This is a genomic window from Thiomicrospira microaerophila, assembly GCF_000934765.1.
GTDB lineage: Bacteria > Pseudomonadota > Gammaproteobacteria > Thiomicrospirales > Thiomicrospiraceae > Thiomicrospira > Thiomicrospira microaerophila.
This window is the reverse complement of record NZ_JYNN01000028.1, coordinates 18848-36465: the sequence shown is the minus strand read 5'-3', so window position 1 is coordinate 36465 and position 17618 is coordinate 18848. Positions and strand designations below refer to the sequence as shown.

The window sequence follows — 17618 nt, the reverse complement described above, 5'->3', positions numbered from 1 at the left end:
GCTAACATTCCATCACTCCTTGTTAGTGTCATCATGTTTTCAATATTAACCTCAACCCCGCGTTTGTGCAAGGTGCGTTTGAACCATTGGGTGAGAATGTCATCGATGCGCTCTTTGTGGGGGTGGGCCCGGATGATTTGACCGGCGCGATAAAAGGCTTTTTGATAGTCTTCTAACGTTTTGGCCTGTTCAATATTAATAATACTGCTCACCGGATTGGCAATCGAGGCCAGTTCTTCATCGCTATAACGCCCCTCATCCACTAAAAAATAGTTGAGGCAGGGTTGATAGATCTTTAGAAAGCTCGGTACGGGTTCAATCTGATCGGCGATATTGGTTCTAGCCGTCCATCTTACTTGGCCGTTATAAATCACTAAGGGAAACACGGGTGGATAGGGGCCGGATTTAGTGAACTTGCCATTTTTAATCAGGGTGGAGTAAAAACCCGCGACATAATGCATAAATCGCAAGGGCATGGCATAATCCACCCCAGATTGAAATTCCATCAGCAAGTATAAAAATATGGGTTGGCGCTGCCCTTCAATATTTACATCAATTGACCAGACTACATCTTCTATTTTTTCATCAAACAGCGGCGTGACATAATTACCCGGTTGTGGGGTTAGGCTATCAAAATCCACCAGCTGAGCCATCTCTTCGGGAAAAAAGCCTTCAATCAGCGCTTGCACCATTTCCGGGTAAGAGAATAATTCCTTATAGCCGGTGTCGTGGAACTTTGAATCGGTGGTGTTTGTCATTTGTTTTTTTTCACACTATTCATTTACTGGCGTTATTTTAGCATAATGCATAGGCTGGAAAAAAAGGTAAGAGATGGCGATAAGGAAAAACACCCCTTGATTGGGGCGTTTTTTATGCGGTTAGGATTTTGAGTGGTCGCCTTGATTTAAGCGGCGCATTAACTCGTCGAATGATAGCTTATATTGCTCAGGAGCTGGCAGGGGAAGGCAATTATGATGCGATGAAGGCGGCGGTAATGGAGGTGGTTGGTGGCCACTTCCGCCCAGAATTTGTCAATCGTATTGATGATATTGTGGTGTTCCATCCGCTTGGAAAAGGCCAGATTCGTGCGATTACCGATATTCAGCTCGAAAGCCTGCGTTTGCGTTTGGCGGACATTGATCTGAAAATCGAGGTGTCGATTCCGGCGCTAGATGTGATAGGCGAGGCGGGTTTCGATCCAGTATATGGTGCGCGTCCGCTAAAACGTGTTATCCAGCAACGCTTGGAAAACCCGCTAGCGCAACGCATCCTAAAAGGCGAGTTCCACCCGGGCTCAACGATTCATGTTGAACTTGAGGACGGTGAACTTAATTTCCATTAACGAGTTAGTTACCTCGAACCCTCCCAACCCCGCAAGTGCGGGGTTTTTTGTTCACTAAACACTTATCCTATTCTATTAACCACCGTCTTTAGGCTGTGTGTTATAGTGATAAACCAGAGGCTGAATAGGAGGTTTTAAGATGGGTAGCGTGGATTGGTTTAAGTTACAAAATGGGTCGGATATTCGTGGTGTTGTGCTTGATGGGGTGGCGGGAGAGGCCGTTAATTTAACTGTTGACATGGCTAATGCGATCGGTCAGGCGTTTGCGATTTGGTTGACCGCGCGCTTAGCGCCTTCTTGTGAGTTAGTGCGCGTTTCGGTAGGGCGTGATTCGCGCTTATCCGGACCGGTGTTAAGTCAAGCGGTATGTGCAGGGTTGATGGCTAAGCAGGCGAGTGTGGTGGATTTTGGTTTGGCTTCAACCCCCGCGATGTTTATGTCGACACTAGAGGCAACGCCAAAGTTTGATGGCGCGATAATGATTACGGCGAGTCATCTGCCGTTTAATCGTAATGGATTTAAGTTTTTTGTCGCTGAAGGTGGGCTAAATAAAAACGATATTGCTGAGATACTAACGCTGGCATCCGCGTGTGTGCCGGTGAGTCGAGTGGCGCCACCCCCTTCATTTGATTTTATGGCGATTTATGCCGCAGGCCTGGTTGAAAAAGTACGCCAAGGTATCGCGCATCCCATTGATTATTTGCAGCCATTGAAAGGGCTTAAGATTATTGTCGATGCGGGTAATGGTGCGGGTGGTTTTTTTGTTGACAGCGTGCTGAGGCCGCTGGGTGCGGATACGGCGGGTAGTCAGTTTCTTGAACCGGATGGGCATTTTCCAAATCATGTTCCTAACCCTGAAGATGCCAGCGCGATGCAGTCTATTCGTGATGCGGTGCTTTGCCATCAGGCTGATTTTGGCATTATTTTTGATACAGATGTGGATCGCAGTGCGGCGGTTGATGCCGAGGGGCAAGCATTAAACCGAAATAAATTGATTGCGCTGATATCGGCTATTTTACTTAAAGAGCATCCTGGTGCAACGATCGTAACAGATTCGGTTACCGCAGATGGTTTGACCGACTTTATTGAAAATCAGCTAAAAGGAAAGCATCACCGTTTTAAGCGTGGTTATAAAAATGTGATTAATGAAGCGATTCGCCTTAATAAATTGGGTATTTTTACGCCTTTAGCGATAGAAACATCAGGCCATGCCGCATTGCAAGAAAATTATTTTTTAGATGATGGTGCGTATTTGATTACGCGATTGTTAATTGAGTTGGCAAAAGCGAAAATGCGTCAGGGTGTGTTGACTGATTTAGTCGCGGGGCTAAGAGAGCCGGTTGAGTCAGAAGAGGTGCGTTATCAGATCATGCCTGTTGATTTTAAGTCCTATGGTCAAACGGTGTTGGACGCGCTTGCGGCGTGGTTGAATGAGCAGGATGATTGGCATCTTGTTCCCAACAATGTTGAGGGTTTGCGTGTTTCATGTTGTGCGGACGATGAAAGGGGCTGGTTTTTGTTACGTTTATCCTTGCACGATCCCGTCATGGCGCTCAATGTAGAGTCGGATGTGGAAGGGGGCGTGGGACGGATTTTAAAACGTTTGTCTGGCTTTATTAGGTTGTTCGACTTGAAGTAGTGACCAGCCCAGAAGCGGTGTTTGAGCCTACAAACACCGGCTTTTTGAGCGGATGGTCTGGGTTTAGAGCGCGTCTGGACCTGTTTCACCGGTGCGGATACGAATGGTTTGTTCGATGCTGGTGACAAAAATTTTGCCATCACCAATTTTTCCGGTTTGCGCTGCTTGGACAATCGCTTCAATCGCATTGTCTACTACTTCATTGGCTACGGCGATTTCTAGTTTTAACTTCGGTAGAAAATCGACCACATACTCTGCGCCACGGTACATTTCCGTGTGGCCTTTTTGGCGGCCATAGCCTTTAACTTCGGTCACGGTCATGCCGTGGATGCCTATGTCATGTAGCGCATCGCGCACATCGTCTAACTTAAAAGGTTTGATAATTGCGGTAATCTGTTTCATGTTATAGGCCTCCTACGGCATGTTCATCGTCGTCGTTAGTGGGGTCTTCTTCAATCTCATCGGCGCTGGGCGGCGTTGGGAAACAAAAGGCTTCACCCATTTTGATAAATCGTTCGGTTTGCTGGCCTAGTTCGGGGAACTGTCCATTTTGCGTTAATAATACCACGGTTGAGCCCATGTTAAAGCGGCCAATTTCTTCGCCCTTTTCAAACACTAGGTTTTGATCTTGATAATCCCAGTGTTGAATCGTGGCGCTATAGGGTGGGGTAATTTTGCCTTGGAACACGGTCTCCATGCTGCCAACAAATATTGCTCCGACCATAATCAAGCAAAAATCGCCTTGTGCGGACTTGAATCGTAATACTAAGCGTTCATTACGGGCAAACAAGCCGGGCACGAGGTTAACTGTTGCGGGGTTAACCGCAAACAAGTCCCCCGGTACATAGGTCATCGATAAGAGTTGTGCGCTAATGGGGGTGTGAATGCGATGGTAGTCGCGAGGTGACAGATAAATAACGGCAAAGTCACCCTCTTTAAACTTTTGTGCATAGCTAATGTCGCCGCCCACCAGTGCTTCGGTGGTGTAGTCATGGCATTTTGCTTGAATCAGTTGGTTGCCTTTAATGGGTGCTGATTGGCTGATGACACCATCGACAGGACTGACCCATACTGCATCGCCCGGGTGGATTGGGCGGGCTTCTGGGGTGAGGGCACGGGTAAAGAACGCATTGAAGTGGGGATATTTTTCGATGTCTTGTTCTTGGGCATCGGTGATGTCAATATTATAGAGCTTGGTTAAGCCCTTAATCGTGTTGTTTTTAATCCAGCCCACCTGGATATGCATAAAACGATGCATCGCTTGGGATAGCAGGTGTTTCGGTATAAGGTACTGTGGTACCACCTTTACATAGTCCATCAATGGCATCTGTGCCCCCTTTTTAAATAAAAGACTTATTGCTTCAAGCCCTAAAAACAAAGATTTTAAGGTATAATTTCACAAATTTATAGGCTTGAGTCGATTTTTCGGTTCATTATTTTAAAAGGAAGCAAAATGTCACAAGTTAAAAAAGTAGTGTTAGCCTATTCAGGCGGCTTAGATACCTCGATTATCGCTAAATGGTTACAGGATGAGTATCAATGTGAAGTGGTGACCTTTACCGCGGATATTGGTCAGGGTGAAGAAGTGGAGCCAGCGCGTGCTAAAGCCCAAGCGATGGGGATTAAAGAAATTTTCATTGAAGATTTGCGTGAAGAATTTGCGCGTGATTTTGTATTCCCGATGTTCCGTGCCAATGCGATTTATGAAGGCGAATATTTGCTAGGTACCTCGATTGCACGCCCCTTAATTGCCAAGCGTTTGGTTGAGATTGCGAAAGATGTGAATGCCGATGCGATTTCTCATGGCGCGACGGGCAAAGGAAACGACCAAGTGCGTTTTGAGCTGGGTGCCTATGCGCTAATGCCTGATGTTAGAGTGATTGCGCCTTGGCGTGAGTGGGATTTGAACTCGCGTGAAAAGTTAATGACCTATGCGGAAGAGCACAATATTGCGATTGAAAATAAAAAAGGCAAAAAATCACCTTACTCAATGGATGCCAACTTACTTCACATTTCGTATGAAGGTGGCGTGCTGGAAGATCCATGGTCCGAGCCAGAAGAATCTATGTGGCGTTGGTCAGTGTCACCAGAAAATGCACCGAATGAGCCGACTTATATTGAGCTAACCTATGAGAAGGGCGATATTGTTGCGTTAAATGGCCAAGCGTTGTCGCCAGCAACGATTATGGCCGAGCTAAACAAAATCGGTGGCGCCAATGGTATTGGACGCGATGATTTAGTTGAAAACCGTTTTGTAGGCATGAAATCTCGTGGTTGTTATGAAACCCCAGCGGGTACGATTATGATCAAGGCACATCGTGCGATTGAATCTATTACCCTAGACCGCGAAGCCGCGCATTTAAAAGATGAGCTGATGCCGCGTTATGCTAAGTTAGTGTATAACGGCTTCTGGTTTAGCCCTGAGCGTGAAATGTTGCAAGCGGCGATTGATAAATCACAAACAGTGGTCAATGGCGTAGTGCGCTTGAAGCTTTATAAGGGGAATGTGATCGTGGTCGGGCGCAAGTCTGAATCAGACAGTTTGTTTGATGAGTCAATCGCGACCTTTGAAGATGACAAGGGCGCTTATAACCAAAAAGATGCGGAAGGCTTTATTAAGTTAAATGCGCTGCGTTTGCGGATTGCAGCGCGTAAGCGTCAAGCTAAGTAATCGTTCGCTAGATGTCGACTATACCAAGCTGGTCAGAGTTAAAGCAACACCCCGCGCTGATGCTGGGTTTTGGTTTTGGCTCTGGTTTAGCCCGCAAGGCACCGGGTACCTGGGGTACCTTGCTCGGTTGGCTGCTGTTTATTCCTTTGGTGGTCTATGCGCCGATTTTGGCCTGGGTGGTGTTTGTCATCGGCTTGTTTGCCGGCAGTTGGATTTGTGGTCGTGCCGCTGAGATGGTCGGTGTGCATGATCATGGCGGCATCGTTTGGGATGAGTTTGTTGGCATTTGGTTGGTTTTATTACTGCTACCCGACCAGGCCTGGTTGTGGTGGCTGTTAGCGTTTGGTTTGTTTCGGTTTTTTGATATTATCAAGCCTTGGCCAATTGGTTGGCTGGATCGCCGCGTTTCGGGTGGATTTGGCATTATGCTCGATGATATCGTCGCCGCTCTATTTGCCCTTATAGGGGTATGGATTATTTATATTAGTTTTTTTAGCGCTTAAGCGTTACATTAGCGCTATTTTCGGATTGGAGACGTGCATGTTTATCCCTTGTGAGCAAGCAAAGGCTTTAGTTAAAGACCATCAAGGTCAGTTGGTGGACGTGCGGACACCGCAGGAGTGTATGATGGAGCCAATCCCCGGTGCCATTAATATTCCGTTGCATGAAATTGATCAGGTGGCAGGGCAGAAACTAAACAAAGATTTACCCGTTATTGTTTTCTGTCGTTCTGGTCAGCGTTCGTATATGGCGCAACAAATCTTAATGGGACAAGGTTTTGCCAGTGTGCATAATCTTGGGCCGTCGATGGCTTGGTACCAGTGCCCCGATGTGTGATGGGAAATAAATTAAAAGCGCCTTGTGCGCTTTTTTTGTTTTAAGGATTGAGAAAAAACGAGGAGTAAAACGATGAAGCTTGCATTGCATTGGCAAATTTTAATCGCTTTAGTATTGGCGGCGCTAATGGGTAGCGCAACGGGTGTGAGCGCAACGATTATTGGCATTAGTTGGGTAGCCATTTATGATTTTATCGGCACTTTATTTTTGAATGCGCTCAAAATGATTGTTATCCCGTTAGTGGTGTCGGCGATTATTATTGGGGTCAGCAATATTGGCGGTCAGCAAGGCTTTAGTCGCATTGGGCTTAAAACCCTGGGCTATTACGCCATAACAGGACTCATTGCCATCTTGATAGGTTTAGCGTTGGTGAATATTATCAAGCCGGGTGCGGGGCAAGCGGAAGTGCCGGTGCTGGAAACCAATATGCAATTGATGTCGGCAGTTGAAGGCAAAGGCATGGGTGACATTGCTGAAATTTTTATTCGAATGATTCCGGATAATATTTTTAAAGCCGCTGTCGAAATGCAAATGCTGGGTTTGATTTTCTTTAGTATTTTGTTTGGCTTTTTTATGACGCAGTTGACCGGGCGGCCGCGAGAAGTCATGCATGACTTTTGGCAGGCGGTGTTTGATGTGATGATGAAAATCACGAACCTGGTGATGAAGTTCGCACCCTATGGGGTGTTTGGGTTGGTCGCGGCCTCGGTGGCGCGAACTGGCTTTGATCAATTTGGTAATTTGGCTTGGTTCTTTTTCACCGTGGTGTTGGCCTTGGGTTTGCATTTTATCGTGGTGATGGCGCTGCTACTCAAGTTTGTCGGTAAAATTCAAAACCCTTGGCTGCACTATAAAGCGATGATGCCCGCGCTTTTAACCGCTTTTTCCACCAGTTCATCGGCCTCGACCTTGCCGGTCACCATGTCGAACGTCGAGCGCCGTGCAGGCGTATCCAACCGTGTCACCAGTTTTGTATTACCCCTGGGGGCGACGGTCAATATGAACGGTACCGCCCTGTATGAATGCGTAGCGGTGTTGTTTATTGCCCAGTTATTTGGTGTTGATTTAACTTGGACGCAGCAGTTGTTGGTGGTAATTTTGGCTTTGGCTACCTCGATTGGTGTGGCAGGGATTCCTTCAGCAAGTTTGGTGGCCATTAGTGTGATTTTGCTGGCGGTGGGCTTGCCTATAGAAGCCTTGGGTATTTTATTGGTAGTGGATCGGCTGCTGGATATGATGCGAACATCGGTTAACATCTTTAGTGATTCGGTGGGGGCGGTGGTGATTGCCCGCACCGAAGGTGAAACTCATTTTTACAGCGAGTTGAACGCCGAGTCATCAAACAGCCAAACAGAACCCGTTACCAAATAACGGGGTTTTCCTGGTCTTTGAACAGCTTGGCAAGATAAGCTTGATGTTGATCGAGTTCTTGCTGACTCGCTTGAATAATGCGTAAAGGCGCGCGTTGTTCAAGCGATTTTCGCTCATAGGTCTGTTTTTGTTCGGCATTATCCGCCGCCAAACTCAGTTTAACCTGACCGCCGGTCATCATTAAATATACATCAGCTAAAATCTCGGAGTCGAGGAGTGCGCCATGCAATTCACGCCCTGAGTTATCTACCCCTAAACGTTTGCACAACGCATCCAATGAGTTACGTTGCCCAGGATAGGTCTTGCGCGCCATTTTTAGGGTGTCGGTGATTTTGCAATGGTCTTCAATCTTGCCCCAGGGATTGTTAGGCAATAATGAGAGTTCATGATTGATAAAGCCCACATCGAAGGGCGCGTTGTGAATAATCAATTCAGCCCCTTGAACAAAGTGCATAAACGCCTCAACCACCGCTGAGAATACCGGTTTGTCAGTCAAAAACTCATTGGTAATACCATGCACATTAATCGCTTCTTGCTCGACTTCGCGCTCGGGGTGAATGTATTGGTGGTAGTGTTGATGGGTCAGTTTTCGATTAATCAACTCCACACAACCAATTTCAATAATACGATGCCCTTGTTTGGGGTCAATGCCTGTGGTTTCTGTATCGAGGATAATCTGACGCATAGTAAGCTCACATAGGTTAAAATAGCGTTCATTTTAACCCGGATGTTTCATAAATTCACGTGATGATCGCGCAGGATATTGGTTTTCCAGTGCTTTTTTCGAAGGAGAGCTGTAGTTATTCATACAGCCGACTGAGAAAAAAGTGTTGGGAAATCAATAGACAAGCGAGGGCGCGTGAACTTTATGAAGCATCCGGGTTACCATTGATATTAAATTTGAGGGCAGCACAATGCGCGTAAAAAATGGAGCTAAGGTTACGTTTCACTATGAGTTAAAAGGTGATGACGGTAAATTGTTAGATTCAACCTACGATATTGCACCGGTGGTGTATATTCACGGTGAAGAAGAAATTATTGAAGGTTTAGAAGACTTTTTAGCTGGCGAAGAAGCCGGTTTTGAAGCCAAAGTCACGATAGAGCCTGAAAAGGGTTATGGCTATGAAACGGACGATTTAATCGTTGTCGCCAGCCCTGAAAACTTTGACGATAATGTCGATTTAACCGAAGGTAATGTGGTTGAAACCCAAGACCCAGACGGTAACCCAATAAACTTCCGCATCACCAAAATTGTCGGCGATAAGGTGTATCTTGATGGCAATCACCCACTAGCCGGTAAACGTTTACATTATAAAGTTGAAATTGTGTCAGTTGAATAGAGGAGCGTATATGTTTCAGATTCAAGAGATAGATCCAAAGGTTTACCGCACAAATACCCGTAATGCCACCTTGCGTATTATGGGGTTGTTTATTGTCGTTGGTTTTGTCAGTTCTTATGGCTTTTATAGCTTGTTTGATGATCCGGTCAACCCACTGACCTTGCAAATTATCGGCGCGATGTTTGGCTTAATCCTGGTTTTTTGGATTACCGCTAAGTTTTTTAAAGACAAACCTTGGATGACGGAGGCGATGTATGGCTGGAAATTAAAACGCAGCTTAATGCACATCACCAATGCGATGAAGCCGTTGCAAGAAAAAGTTGAAGCAGGCGATGCCGAAGCGATGAAAATCATGCGTTTTTATCACCTAGGTATCACCCAAATGTACACACTAGAGCAAAACACCAGCGGTCTTATTGACTTAAAAGTTGAACGCGACGCACTTGAGGCCAAAATGCAACAACAGGGCTTGGATACTGACCAAACAAGTTTTGAGCTAGCCAAGCTAAAAAACCTGATAGCTGACAAGAAGGTTGAATAATCCAAGCTCAGAGAGTCAAAAGTAATCTTGGCCTTGTTCCTACGCTGTGCATCACTGTCATTAAATTGAGAAAAAACGGTCATTGCGAGGCGCGCAGTGACGCGGCAATCTCACAAGGGTATGTCGAGTCGACAAGAGATTGCCACGGCCAAGTAGGTGTGTAGATTAACGGTATTGGCGTAAATACCAGCCCTCAAAAAAACGTTTAGCATAATGCATCAAGCGGCAGGGCGGTAGCATCAATGTGCCAGATTCGGTGCGGCGAATCAACATGCCATGGCTAAGGGTGTCGACAATGCAAATTAACTCGTGTTTGATTTGTATTTTTTCGCCTTTAGCTTCAAAATCAACCGTTAGGTTATGTGCAGCGGTTTTCGCTTGAATATCGGCGGCGTGTGCTTGTTTGGGTTGCCATGCAGGGCCCTCAAAGCTACCCGCGTCACCAGCTACATACACTTTGTCCATGCCTTTAACCCGCGCATCGTTATCGGCTTTAATCATGCCGCCTGCCGATTTTGGTAGCGCGGTATTATCCAGCCAAGCGGGCCCTGTCATCCCAGGCATAAACAAAATCAAATCGGCATCCAACTCGCCGCCTTCGGTTTTGACCTTATTGGCTTCAAAACCAACTACCTTGTGTCCTAAATGGCTTTCAATGCCTTTTTTAGCGAGCATGACTTTTAGTTTTTCAGGGAATTTATCACCTAGTCGTTTGCCAGGTTCAGAGGCGGGGTTAAAGAAAACAAGCTTGAACTTGTCACGACGACCTTGTTGACGCAGCAGGGTGTCAATGCCAAATAAAAATTCAAACATCGGCCCGCCGCGCATAGCCGCTGGTTCGTTGGGGTTGCCGCCAAAACCGATTGCAATCGTACCAGAGTCCATGCCTTTGAGTCGGTCAGTGATGTGTTGAGCGGCGGGTATACCTTCACAAGGGGTGATGGCGTGTTCAATCCCCGGCAGTTTTTTAATAAATCGCCCACCGCTGGCAATAATTAAACCCTCATTATCAAATTCGCCTTGATCGGTTTGTACGCTACGTCCATCAGCTGAAAGGCCTGTTACGCTGGCTTGAATAAACTCAACTCTTTGTCGATTAAAGAAATTGTGAAGATCAATACGTAAGTCATCAGCCTGGCGCAAGCCGGAGGGCATCCAAATCAGGCTGGGATAGTATATTAATTCCTTGCATGGACCAATCACTTGTATTTGCGCATTGGGTAGGCGCTTTCGGGTTTCTTTAATGGCGGTTAAGGCCGCAAACCCAGTGCCTAAAATACAAATTTTCATATTTATTCCTTATCTTTAGGAGCCTGTCGGACTAAAGCCAATCGGCTGCAAAAAAGCTGGATTTGGCCATTTTTTGCCCACTTCCTCGTCAAATAGCTAGCTATTCTCCTCGGAATTGAACAAAAACTGACTCAAACCAGACTTTTTTTCGCTTCGACCGGTTTAGTCCGACAGGCTCCTAGATTAATTAAGCGAGCGCTTTCATTACTATTTTTCGAACCTGCCTAGCAGGGGTGCCAATCGATGGTAAATGGATGTCCGTTGGAAAAAATACCACAAACATTCCAGCTTTGACTTTAAACATTTCCCCAGAAACCTTATAAAGCGCAAAATCTTTTTCATTGTTATAGGGCTGAGCCGGTGTTTGATTAATTAAGGGCGCGACCCCCATGTATTCTTCGCCCGACAAGATGAATTGTACATCAATGTATTTTTGGTGTGCTTCATAAAGCTTATCTTCGCTGGATTGAGTTTGATATTCATCGACAATACAGTCTAAAATTGGGCTGATGGTGCGGCGCCCTAATACAAGAGCGTCTAGCTCAGTAGGCGGTGTTTTTGACAAAAAGTTCAAAGCCTGGTCAATAGCAGGGTGAATGCCAATATAAAGATGGGCATTTTCTATGCGGTCAATAATCATGGTTGTGCTTTTGTTTGAGTTTAATAACAAGAGCCTAATTATACAATTAGGCGTTTTTTATTGCAGGCTCCTAGTGTAGCGTATTATTTAGTTCAGTTGGCTTTCCAATGATTCCCAGCGTGCAAAAGCCTGTTCTAATTCGCTTTCCTTTCGCTGCATTTTAGCCAGAGTTTTATCAATTTTTTGCTGCTCTTGTTGATAAAAGCGGCTATCGCCAATCTCGGCACTCAGGGCCTCAAGTTGGTTTTCAAGTTGTTCAATAATGCCGGGTAGGGCATCGTATTCACGCTGGTCCTTGTAGCTGAGTTTTTTGGCTGGCTTTGCTGGCTCGGGCTGACTAATCGGGGTAGATTTGTCTGCTTTTTTAGTCTTTGGCTCAACTTGTGGGCGTTGACGTAACCAATCGTCATAACCACCGACATACTCATTCACCAGGCCTGGTCCATCAAATACAATTGAGCTGGTGGCCACATTGTTCAAAAAGGCCCGGTCATGGCTGACAATCAGAACGGTACCTTGATAATTCATGAGCAGGTCTTCAAGCAGTTCGAGGGTTTCAACATCCAAATCGTTCGTCGGTTCATCCAGAATCAACAGGTTAGAAGGCTTAGCAAATACCTGCGCTAAAAGCAGGCGATTACGCTCGCCACCGGACAGGGATTTAACCGGTTGTCTGGCACGATCTGGTGCGAACAAGAAGTCACTTAGATAGCCGATAATATGTTTACGTTGACCATTGATTTCCACATGGTCACTTGAATCCATTACATTTTCGGCAACAGATAGCTCTTCATTTAACTTGGCACGATGTTGGTCGAAGTAGGCAATTTGTAAGTTGGTGCCCAATTCGACTTCACCGCTCTGCGGTTGCTGTTGACCAAGCAAAATTTTGAGCAGGGTGGATTTACCACAGCCGTTAGGTCCAATTAAACCTACTTTATCGCCACGCATGATGAGCGTAGAGAAATTCTCAACAATCACCTTATCCGGCCATGCAAAAGATAGGTTGGATAACTCGATTACTTTTTTACCCGAGGTATCCGCAAGGTTAACCTGCAAATTCGCACTGCCTTGCTGGCTGCGGCGGGCTTGGCGCTCTAGGCGGAGTTTTTCTAGCGCACGAACCCGACCTTCGTTGCGGGTGCGGCGGGCTTTTATACCTTGGCGAATCCAGACTTCTTCTTGTGCGAGTTTTTTATCAAACTCGGAGTTCGATTTGGCCTCGGATTCAAGTTGCGCCTGTTTGCGTTCAAGATAGGTCAGGTAATCACAATCCCAACTATACAGTTGACCACGATCAACCTCTACAATACGGGTGGCGAGTGCTTGCAAAAATGCCCTGTCGTGCGTGATGAATACCAACGCACAGCGCAGACTTTTAACAAAGCCTTCGAGCCATTGAATCGAGGGAATATCAAGATGGTTGGTCGGTTCATCTAGCAATAATATATCAGGCTGCTGCACCAAGGCTTGAGCCAGTAAAACGCGGCGCTTCATTCCACCGGATAAGGATGAGAATTCATCATCTGGCGGTAAATCAAGCTTAGATAAAATCGTGTCAACCTTTTGATTCATCTCCCAGCCGTTTTGCGCTTCGATTTGCTGCTGTAAATCAGCTAATTGATCCATGTCGCCATCGAGTGCGGCATGGTGGTAGTCTTTGAGAATGCGACCAATATCGCCTAGACCCAATGCCACCACATCAAACACCGAGCCTTGAATATCGTGCGGTACATCCTGGCGCAGTTTGGCAATCTTGACACCATCTTGAACAATACGTGTGCCTTCATCAGCCGGCTGGATGCCTTCGATGATTTTAAGCAAGGTGGATTTGCCTTCGCCATTACGCCCAACAATACAGACGCGTTCGAGCGGTTCGACTTGGAAATGAATTTTATTAAGCAGCGGTGCCGCACCAAAGCTAAGGGAGATGTCGCGCAAAAATAACAGAGCCATAGTTTTAATTTACTTTAATTGAGTTGGAATAAAGCTATTTTAACAGCAATCAACAATGAGTCAGCAGGTGAATAATCACGGATATTAAAAAATTAACAAAATTTATAATGCCAGAGACAGTCTGAAAAAACGAAAGGGAGTTATTTAAATCTTGTTATAATCCTCAAAGTTGTTACGGTTAAGTTTAAATTAAAAAGGATTATCTATTTGAGTGTTTTAGTTATTGAAGATCAGCTGTTATTACGCGATATACTGGTCACGAATCTTCAATTAGAAGGCCATCAGGTGTATGAATTTGAATCTGCGGAGCAGTTTATGCAAAGTGAAATAGACTTAAATGATGTGCAGATTGCCATTTTAGATATTACTTTGCCCGGCATGAGCGGTTTAGCCCTGTCTGCTGCTTTAAGGAAGCGCCATCCGGGCTTAATGATTATTATTTTGACCATGCACAATGAATTGGATGCTAAATTTAAAAGTCTAGAAGCGGGGGCGAACCTGTATCTTACGAAACCTGTTGATCCTAAAGCATTGAGTCAGGCTGTTAAGCAACTCAGGACTGTTGAGAAAACACCCCGCTTTATCGCTAAGCCTGCAGATGACATCGTGTTAAACGCGATTAAACTTAGGCTTCAGAATGCAGAGCGTATTGAAAAACTCTCCTTCAAGGAAGTCAAAATTTTGTCTGCGTTAAAAAAAAGTTCGGTGCCGGTTGTTGAGCATTGGCAACTGCTTGAAGCGCTTGGGATGGAATTGGATGAGCAGGGCAAAAAACATTTAGAGGTCACGCTTTCACGTTTACGGCAAAAGTTAAAAAACTTAACTCATAACCCAAAGCAAGAGACTATTTTGTCAGTACGGGGTGTAGGTTATAGTTTAGTGATAGAGATAAAACTAATTGAAAGCTAAAAAAAAATCATTTTAGTAAGTTGTTTAGCTTATAAGTGTAGGCTTGTGTAAGGTTTCAAAAATTTAGCATGTTAGAATTGTGGTTTTTGACTGCGTGATTTTAAAAAATGATCAACCAAGCCACAGTAACCCAAAAAAACTACATCCTAGCGAATGATGCGCTTCTTGTTTCTAAAACAGATCTTAAAGGCACCATTACCTACGCCAATGAAGCCTTTGTTGAAGCCAGCGGCTATCAACTGGATGAGCTAATAGGGCAGCCGCACAATCTATTGCGCCACCCAGATGTGCCTGCGTTAGTGTTTAAAGACTTTTGGCAAACAATACAAGCGGGTAAGCCCTGGTCTCAAATTGTCAAAAATCGACGCAAAAATGGCGATCATTACTGGGTGCAAGCCAATGCTACGCCCTTGTTTGAAGATGGCAAAATAACCGGCTATATCAGTGTACGCGGTGCCGCTTCACAAGAACAAATTCAACAAGCCGAATCGGCCTATAAAGCCGTCGCCGCAAAACAAGTCAAGCTAGTCCATGGTGAAGCTGACCACTGGACAAAACGTGCTAATTTCTTTGCGCATTGGAATCCGCTGATCACCATAATTCCAGCGACGCTTCTCGCCATAGTCATGGAAATTCAATCTATTTTTACGGGTGAAAGGGCTGGCTGGCTTAATTATTTGGTTATATTTTTAACGATTCTCTCCACTTTTCATGTCATGCATTTTTTGAAGCGTATTAATACCAGTATTCGCGACATAGAAGAAATTGCAAATGGCAAACTGGACAATAAAATTGATACTTTCGGTAACAATACCGCTGGGCGGCTCAGTCGGCGGATAAAAACCACACAAATCATGTTAGGGTTTGAGCATAATGAAGTTAAAAATGCCTTATTACGTTCTCAGCGTTTAGCGTCGGGCTTAGATAAGCTGAATGCCAATATGATGTTGCTAGACCAAACGGGCACGATTATTTACATTAATGCGTCATTACAAAACTACTTTGCGCAGTTAAGCCAGGATGCCGAGGCGCAAAATGCGAAAATAGCCCTAACAGACTTAATTAACAAAAATGCGCATGAGCTATTTCAGGATCATGCCGACATCAACCAGGCCTGCTATAACCTAAAGCAAGCAGAAACCCACGGGCTTGAGTTTTTTGGCGCGCACTTAGCGTTGCAAATGTCCCCCATTACTAATCAACAAGGGCAGTCACTCGGGGTAGTGATCGACTGGCAGGACAAGGTACAAGAAGTATTTGTACAAAATAGCATTAAACAGCTGGTGCTTGACGCGCAAGCAGGGCGCTTAAGTGCAAGGCTTGAACCTGAAAAACTAGATGGATTTTACAAAGAATTGAGCGAAGACATTAACCGCTTAGTTGCATCACTTCAAGCCACCTTTAAAGACATATCAATCATTATCGGCGGGCTGTCATCCAAAAATCTCACGCTAAAACCGCAAGCTGAATATGAGGGACAGTATGGTTGGACAATGGATAATCTGCAAGAAGGCATAAATGCGCTGCGTTACTCGTTTTGCCACTTTGGCAATCAATCATCGGAGGTAAAACAATCCTCAAAACATGTCGCCTCAAGCAACCAAACCCTATCAACGGCGATCAAACACCAGGCGAGTGAGTTAAAAAACACTTCGATTAAAGTAAAAAATATCACCCAAAAAGTGAACCAAACCGCCATTCAAGCAGAAAAATCAAATCAGCTTGCCCATGATATGCAGCAAGCCGTGCATGAGGGGCAGCGAAGCATGGAGCAAGCCAAATCTGCGATGCAAGATATCTCAAAAGTAAGTGAGGAAATAAGTGGTATCGTTAGCTTAATCGATAGTATTGCTTTCCAAACCAATCTCCTCGCGCTGAATGCCGCCGTAGAAGCGGCGCGAGCAGGCGAGCATGGCCGAGGATTTGCGGTGGTCGCATCCGAAGTACGAAGTCTTGCCCAAAAGTCAGCCGATGCCGCGCGTGATATTAATCAACGCATTACAGCAAGTATCGAAAAGGTAAACTATGGCAATCAGGTGGTTGATAAAACCAGTCAATCCATGTCTGAAATCAGTAAGCATGTTGATGTCATAACGCAAAATATAGAAAGTATCTCAGACAATGCACAATCTCAGTCAAAAGATATCGCAAGTATCAATCTTACCATGTCGGCCCTTGATAAGTCCGCCCAGCAAAGCCTTGTGCTTGTAATGGAAAACTCATCACTGGCTGAATACCTGGGAGAAGTCGCCCATGCGATGGATGATCTAGTGGGTGTATTTGAGCTGGGAGATTGCGAAACAACACTTGCCATAACCCATACAAAACAAGACCAAACAAAAACGGTATTGGTAGTCGATGATAACGTATCCAACCTAAAAGTCGCGAGCATGGTGTTAGAAAAATCAGGCTATAAAACCCGTTCAGCGGCGAATGGGCGTGAAGCCATAGAGCAGGTGCGCCGTTATCAACCTGATGCCGTATTGTTAGATATTGAAATGCCCGTGATGGATGGTCTTGAAGCCGCACAACAACTTAGAAAAGTCGGCTTTAGCAAACCCATTTTAGCCTATACAGGGCACGGCGTAGATTTTGAACACAAAATACAACAAGCCGGTATGAACGATATTGTACACAAGCCGCTCAAACCTGAAGAAATGCTCGGTAAACTAAAGCAGCAACACTGCATGCCAAACCTCGATAGCCCGCAAGCGAAAGCCAAGCGACGTGAGAAGATAATTCAATCATCAACACAAGCTCAGCAAATTCAAAACGTCATGCAAGAGTACCAGGCCTGGAAGCAACAGATTAGGCATTATATTAATGGCGCAGATTTAGAACAGCAGGTAAATGGCATGATGCAAGTTGAAAACACACCATTAAACCAGCTGCAGGTGGCGAATAGTGACCTTGCAAAGCTGAATCTAACGTTTAGCCAAACGATTCACCTTATCCGCCAGGCGCTTCAACAAGATGATTACCCAATGATTAAAGAGCTGTTAAAAACCTTTGATCAAACGATAAGTCAGATTGCAGAGCAGTTGGGCGATCAGATAGAATCACTAAATTAATGCGCCAATCT

General features: G+C 45.2%; 16 protein-coding genes and 1 pseudogene. 10 read left to right on the top strand and 7 right to left on the bottom strand.

All coding sequences use genetic code 11. The features are described from left to right. Positions 1-758 (bottom strand): Rpn family recombination-promoting nuclease/putative transposase (locus NA59_RS09660; protein WP_083945036.1); only part of this gene is annotated, 758 nt, incomplete at its 3' end. Between the two features lie 158 nt (positions 759-916). Between NA59_RS09660 and NA59_RS09655 the strand changes: the two are divergent. Together NA59_RS09655 and NA59_RS09650 are read left to right on the top strand one after the other, a co-directional pair. Further along, a pseudogene (locus tag NA59_RS09655) lies at positions 917-1342 on the top strand (type VI secretion system ATPase TssH); the annotation flags it as partial. A gap of 139 nt (positions 1343-1481) precedes the next feature. Then, the gene (locus tag NA59_RS09650; protein WP_044411621.1) at positions 1482-2981 is read left to right on the top strand and encodes a phosphohexomutase domain-containing protein; all 1500 of its coding nucleotides are present in this window, start codon (positions 1482-1484) and stop codon (positions 2979-2981) included. A 63-nt stretch (positions 2982-3044) separates the two neighbouring features. Here the strand turns inward: NA59_RS09650 and NA59_RS09645 are convergent, their stop codons facing one another. Together NA59_RS09645 and asd are read right to left on the bottom strand one after the other, a co-directional pair. Continuing rightward, the gene (locus NA59_RS09645) at positions 3045-3383 is read right to left on the bottom strand and encodes a P-II family nitrogen regulator (protein ID WP_044411619.1); all 339 of its coding nucleotides are present in this window, start codon (positions 3381-3383) and stop codon (positions 3045-3047) included. Position 3384: 1 nt separating this feature from the next. Continuing rightward, positions 3385-4308, bottom strand: a complete 924-nt coding sequence (asd, locus tag NA59_RS09640; RefSeq protein WP_052501590.1) for an archaetidylserine decarboxylase — start codon at positions 4306-4308, stop codon at positions 3385-3387. A gap of 126 nt (positions 4309-4434) precedes the next feature. Here asd and NA59_RS09635 point away from each other — a divergent pair, with 126 nt between their 5' ends. From NA59_RS09635 to NA59_RS09620, 4 genes are all read left to right on the top strand, one after another. Further along, entirely contained in the window at positions 4435-5652 is a 1218-nt protein-coding gene (locus NA59_RS09635) for an argininosuccinate synthase (protein WP_044411616.1), read from the top strand. 11 nt (positions 5653-5663) lie between these two features. Continuing rightward, positions 5664-6155, top strand: a complete 492-nt coding sequence (locus tag NA59_RS09630) for a phosphatidylglycerophosphatase A family protein (RefSeq protein WP_044411613.1) — start codon at positions 5664-5666, stop codon at positions 6153-6155. Between the two features lie 37 nt (positions 6156-6192). After that, complete coding sequence (locus NA59_RS09625; RefSeq protein WP_052501589.1) at positions 6193-6489, top strand: rhodanese-like domain-containing protein; 297 nt, start codon at positions 6193-6195, stop codon at positions 6487-6489. 72 nt (positions 6490-6561) lie between these two features. Continuing rightward, positions 6562-7860: a dicarboxylate/amino acid:cation symporter gene (locus NA59_RS09620; protein ID WP_044411607.1), complete on the top strand. Its 1299-nt coding sequence runs from the start codon at positions 6562-6564 to the stop codon at positions 7858-7860. Here NA59_RS09620 and dnaQ read toward each other — a convergent pair. Continuing rightward, complete coding sequence (gene dnaQ / locus NA59_RS09615; RefSeq protein ID WP_044411604.1) at positions 7850-8545, bottom strand: DNA polymerase III subunit epsilon; 696 nt, start codon at positions 8543-8545, stop codon at positions 7850-7852. The two genes, NA59_RS09620 and dnaQ, sit on opposite strands and share 11 nt — an antisense overlap. Positions 8546-8774: 229 nt before the next feature. On the opposite strand from dnaQ, the gene NA59_RS09610 reads away from it, so the two are divergent. After that, positions 8775-9200: an FKBP-type peptidyl-prolyl cis-trans isomerase gene (locus NA59_RS09610; RefSeq protein WP_044411601.1), complete on the top strand. Its 426-nt coding sequence runs from the start codon at positions 8775-8777 to the stop codon at positions 9198-9200. Positions 9201-9210: 10 nt separating this feature from the next. Further along, positions 9211-9741, top strand: a complete 531-nt coding sequence (locus NA59_RS09605) for a DUF3087 domain-containing protein (protein WP_044411598.1) — start codon at positions 9211-9213, stop codon at positions 9739-9741. A gap of 165 nt (positions 9742-9906) precedes the next feature. Here NA59_RS09605 and NA59_RS09600 read toward each other — a convergent pair whose 3' ends face one another. The 3 genes from NA59_RS09600 to NA59_RS09590 all read right to left on the bottom strand — a co-directional run bounded on the left by NA59_RS09600 (position 9907) and on the right by NA59_RS09590 (position 13627). Then, positions 9907-11031, bottom strand: coding sequence for an NAD(P)/FAD-dependent oxidoreductase (locus NA59_RS09600; protein WP_044411595.1), 1125 nt, complete (start codon positions 11029-11031; stop codon positions 9907-9909). A gap of 187 nt (positions 11032-11218) precedes the next feature. After that, the gene (locus tag NA59_RS09595) at positions 11219-11671 is read right to left on the bottom strand and encodes a NanQ anomerase/TabA/YiaL family protein (RefSeq protein ID WP_044411594.1); all 453 of its coding nucleotides are present in this window, start codon (positions 11669-11671) and stop codon (positions 11219-11221) included. 87 nt (positions 11672-11758) lie between these two features. After that, on the bottom strand, positions 11759-13627 hold the full coding sequence (locus NA59_RS09590; protein WP_044411592.1) for an ATP-binding cassette domain-containing protein: 1869 nt from the start codon (positions 13625-13627) through the stop codon (positions 11759-11761). 207 nt (positions 13628-13834) lie between these two features. Between NA59_RS09590 and NA59_RS09585 the strand changes: the two genes are divergently transcribed. After that, the gene (locus NA59_RS09585) at positions 13835-14536 is read left to right on the top strand and encodes a response regulator transcription factor (protein ID WP_044411588.1); all 702 of its coding nucleotides are present in this window, start codon (positions 13835-13837) and stop codon (positions 14534-14536) included. A 107-nt stretch (positions 14537-14643) separates the two neighbouring features. Beyond that, positions 14644-17607: a methyl-accepting chemotaxis protein gene (locus NA59_RS09580; RefSeq protein ID WP_044411584.1), complete on the top strand. Its 2964-nt coding sequence runs from the start codon at positions 14644-14646 to the stop codon at positions 17605-17607. The last annotated feature ends 11 nt before the right edge of the window (positions 17608-17618 follow it).

What these genes read in the sequence shown, in the direction of transcription:
- NA59_RS09620 (WP_044411607.1), top strand. Translation starts at nt 6,562, where the DNA reads ATGAAGCTTGCATTGCATTGGCAAATTTTAATCGCTTTAGTATTGGCG.
- NA59_RS09645 (WP_044411619.1), bottom strand. Translation starts at nt 3,383, where the DNA reads ATGAAACAGATTACCGCAATTATCAAACCTTTTAAGTTAGACGATGTG.
- dnaQ (WP_044411604.1), bottom strand. Translation starts at nt 8,545, where the DNA reads ATGCGTCAGATTATCCTCGATACAGAAACCACAGGCATTGACCCCAAA.
- NA59_RS09650 (WP_044411621.1), top strand. Translation starts at nt 1,482, where the DNA reads ATGGGTAGCGTGGATTGGTTTAAGTTACAAAATGGGTCGGATATTCGT.
- NA59_RS09605 (WP_044411598.1), top strand. Translation starts at nt 9,211, where the DNA reads ATGTTTCAGATTCAAGAGATAGATCCAAAGGTTTACCGCACAAATACC.
- NA59_RS09625 (WP_052501589.1), top strand. Translation starts at nt 6,193, where the DNA reads ATGTTTATCCCTTGTGAGCAAGCAAAGGCTTTAGTTAAAGACCATCAA.
- NA59_RS09590 (WP_044411592.1), bottom strand. Translation starts at nt 13,627, where the DNA reads ATGGCTCTGTTATTTTTGCGCGACATCTCCCTTAGCTTTGGTGCGGCA.
- NA59_RS09630 (WP_044411613.1), top strand. Translation starts at nt 5,664, where the DNA reads ATGTCGACTATACCAAGCTGGTCAGAGTTAAAGCAACACCCCGCGCTG.
- NA59_RS09600 (WP_044411595.1), bottom strand. Translation starts at nt 11,031, where the DNA reads ATGAAAATTTGTATTTTAGGCACTGGGTTTGCGGCCTTAACCGCCATT.
- asd (WP_052501590.1), bottom strand. Translation starts at nt 4,308, where the DNA reads ATGCCATTGATGGACTATGTAAAGGTGGTACCACAGTACCTTATACCG.
- NA59_RS09595 (WP_044411594.1), bottom strand. Translation starts at nt 11,671, where the DNA reads ATGATTATTGACCGCATAGAAAATGCCCATCTTTATATTGGCATTCAC.
- NA59_RS09610 (WP_044411601.1), top strand. Translation starts at nt 8,775, where the DNA reads ATGCGCGTAAAAAATGGAGCTAAGGTTACGTTTCACTATGAGTTAAAA.
- NA59_RS09580 (WP_044411584.1), top strand. Translation starts at nt 14,644, where the DNA reads ATGATCAACCAAGCCACAGTAACCCAAAAAAACTACATCCTAGCGAAT.
- NA59_RS09635 (WP_044411616.1), top strand. Translation starts at nt 4,435, where the DNA reads ATGTCACAAGTTAAAAAAGTAGTGTTAGCCTATTCAGGCGGCTTAGAT.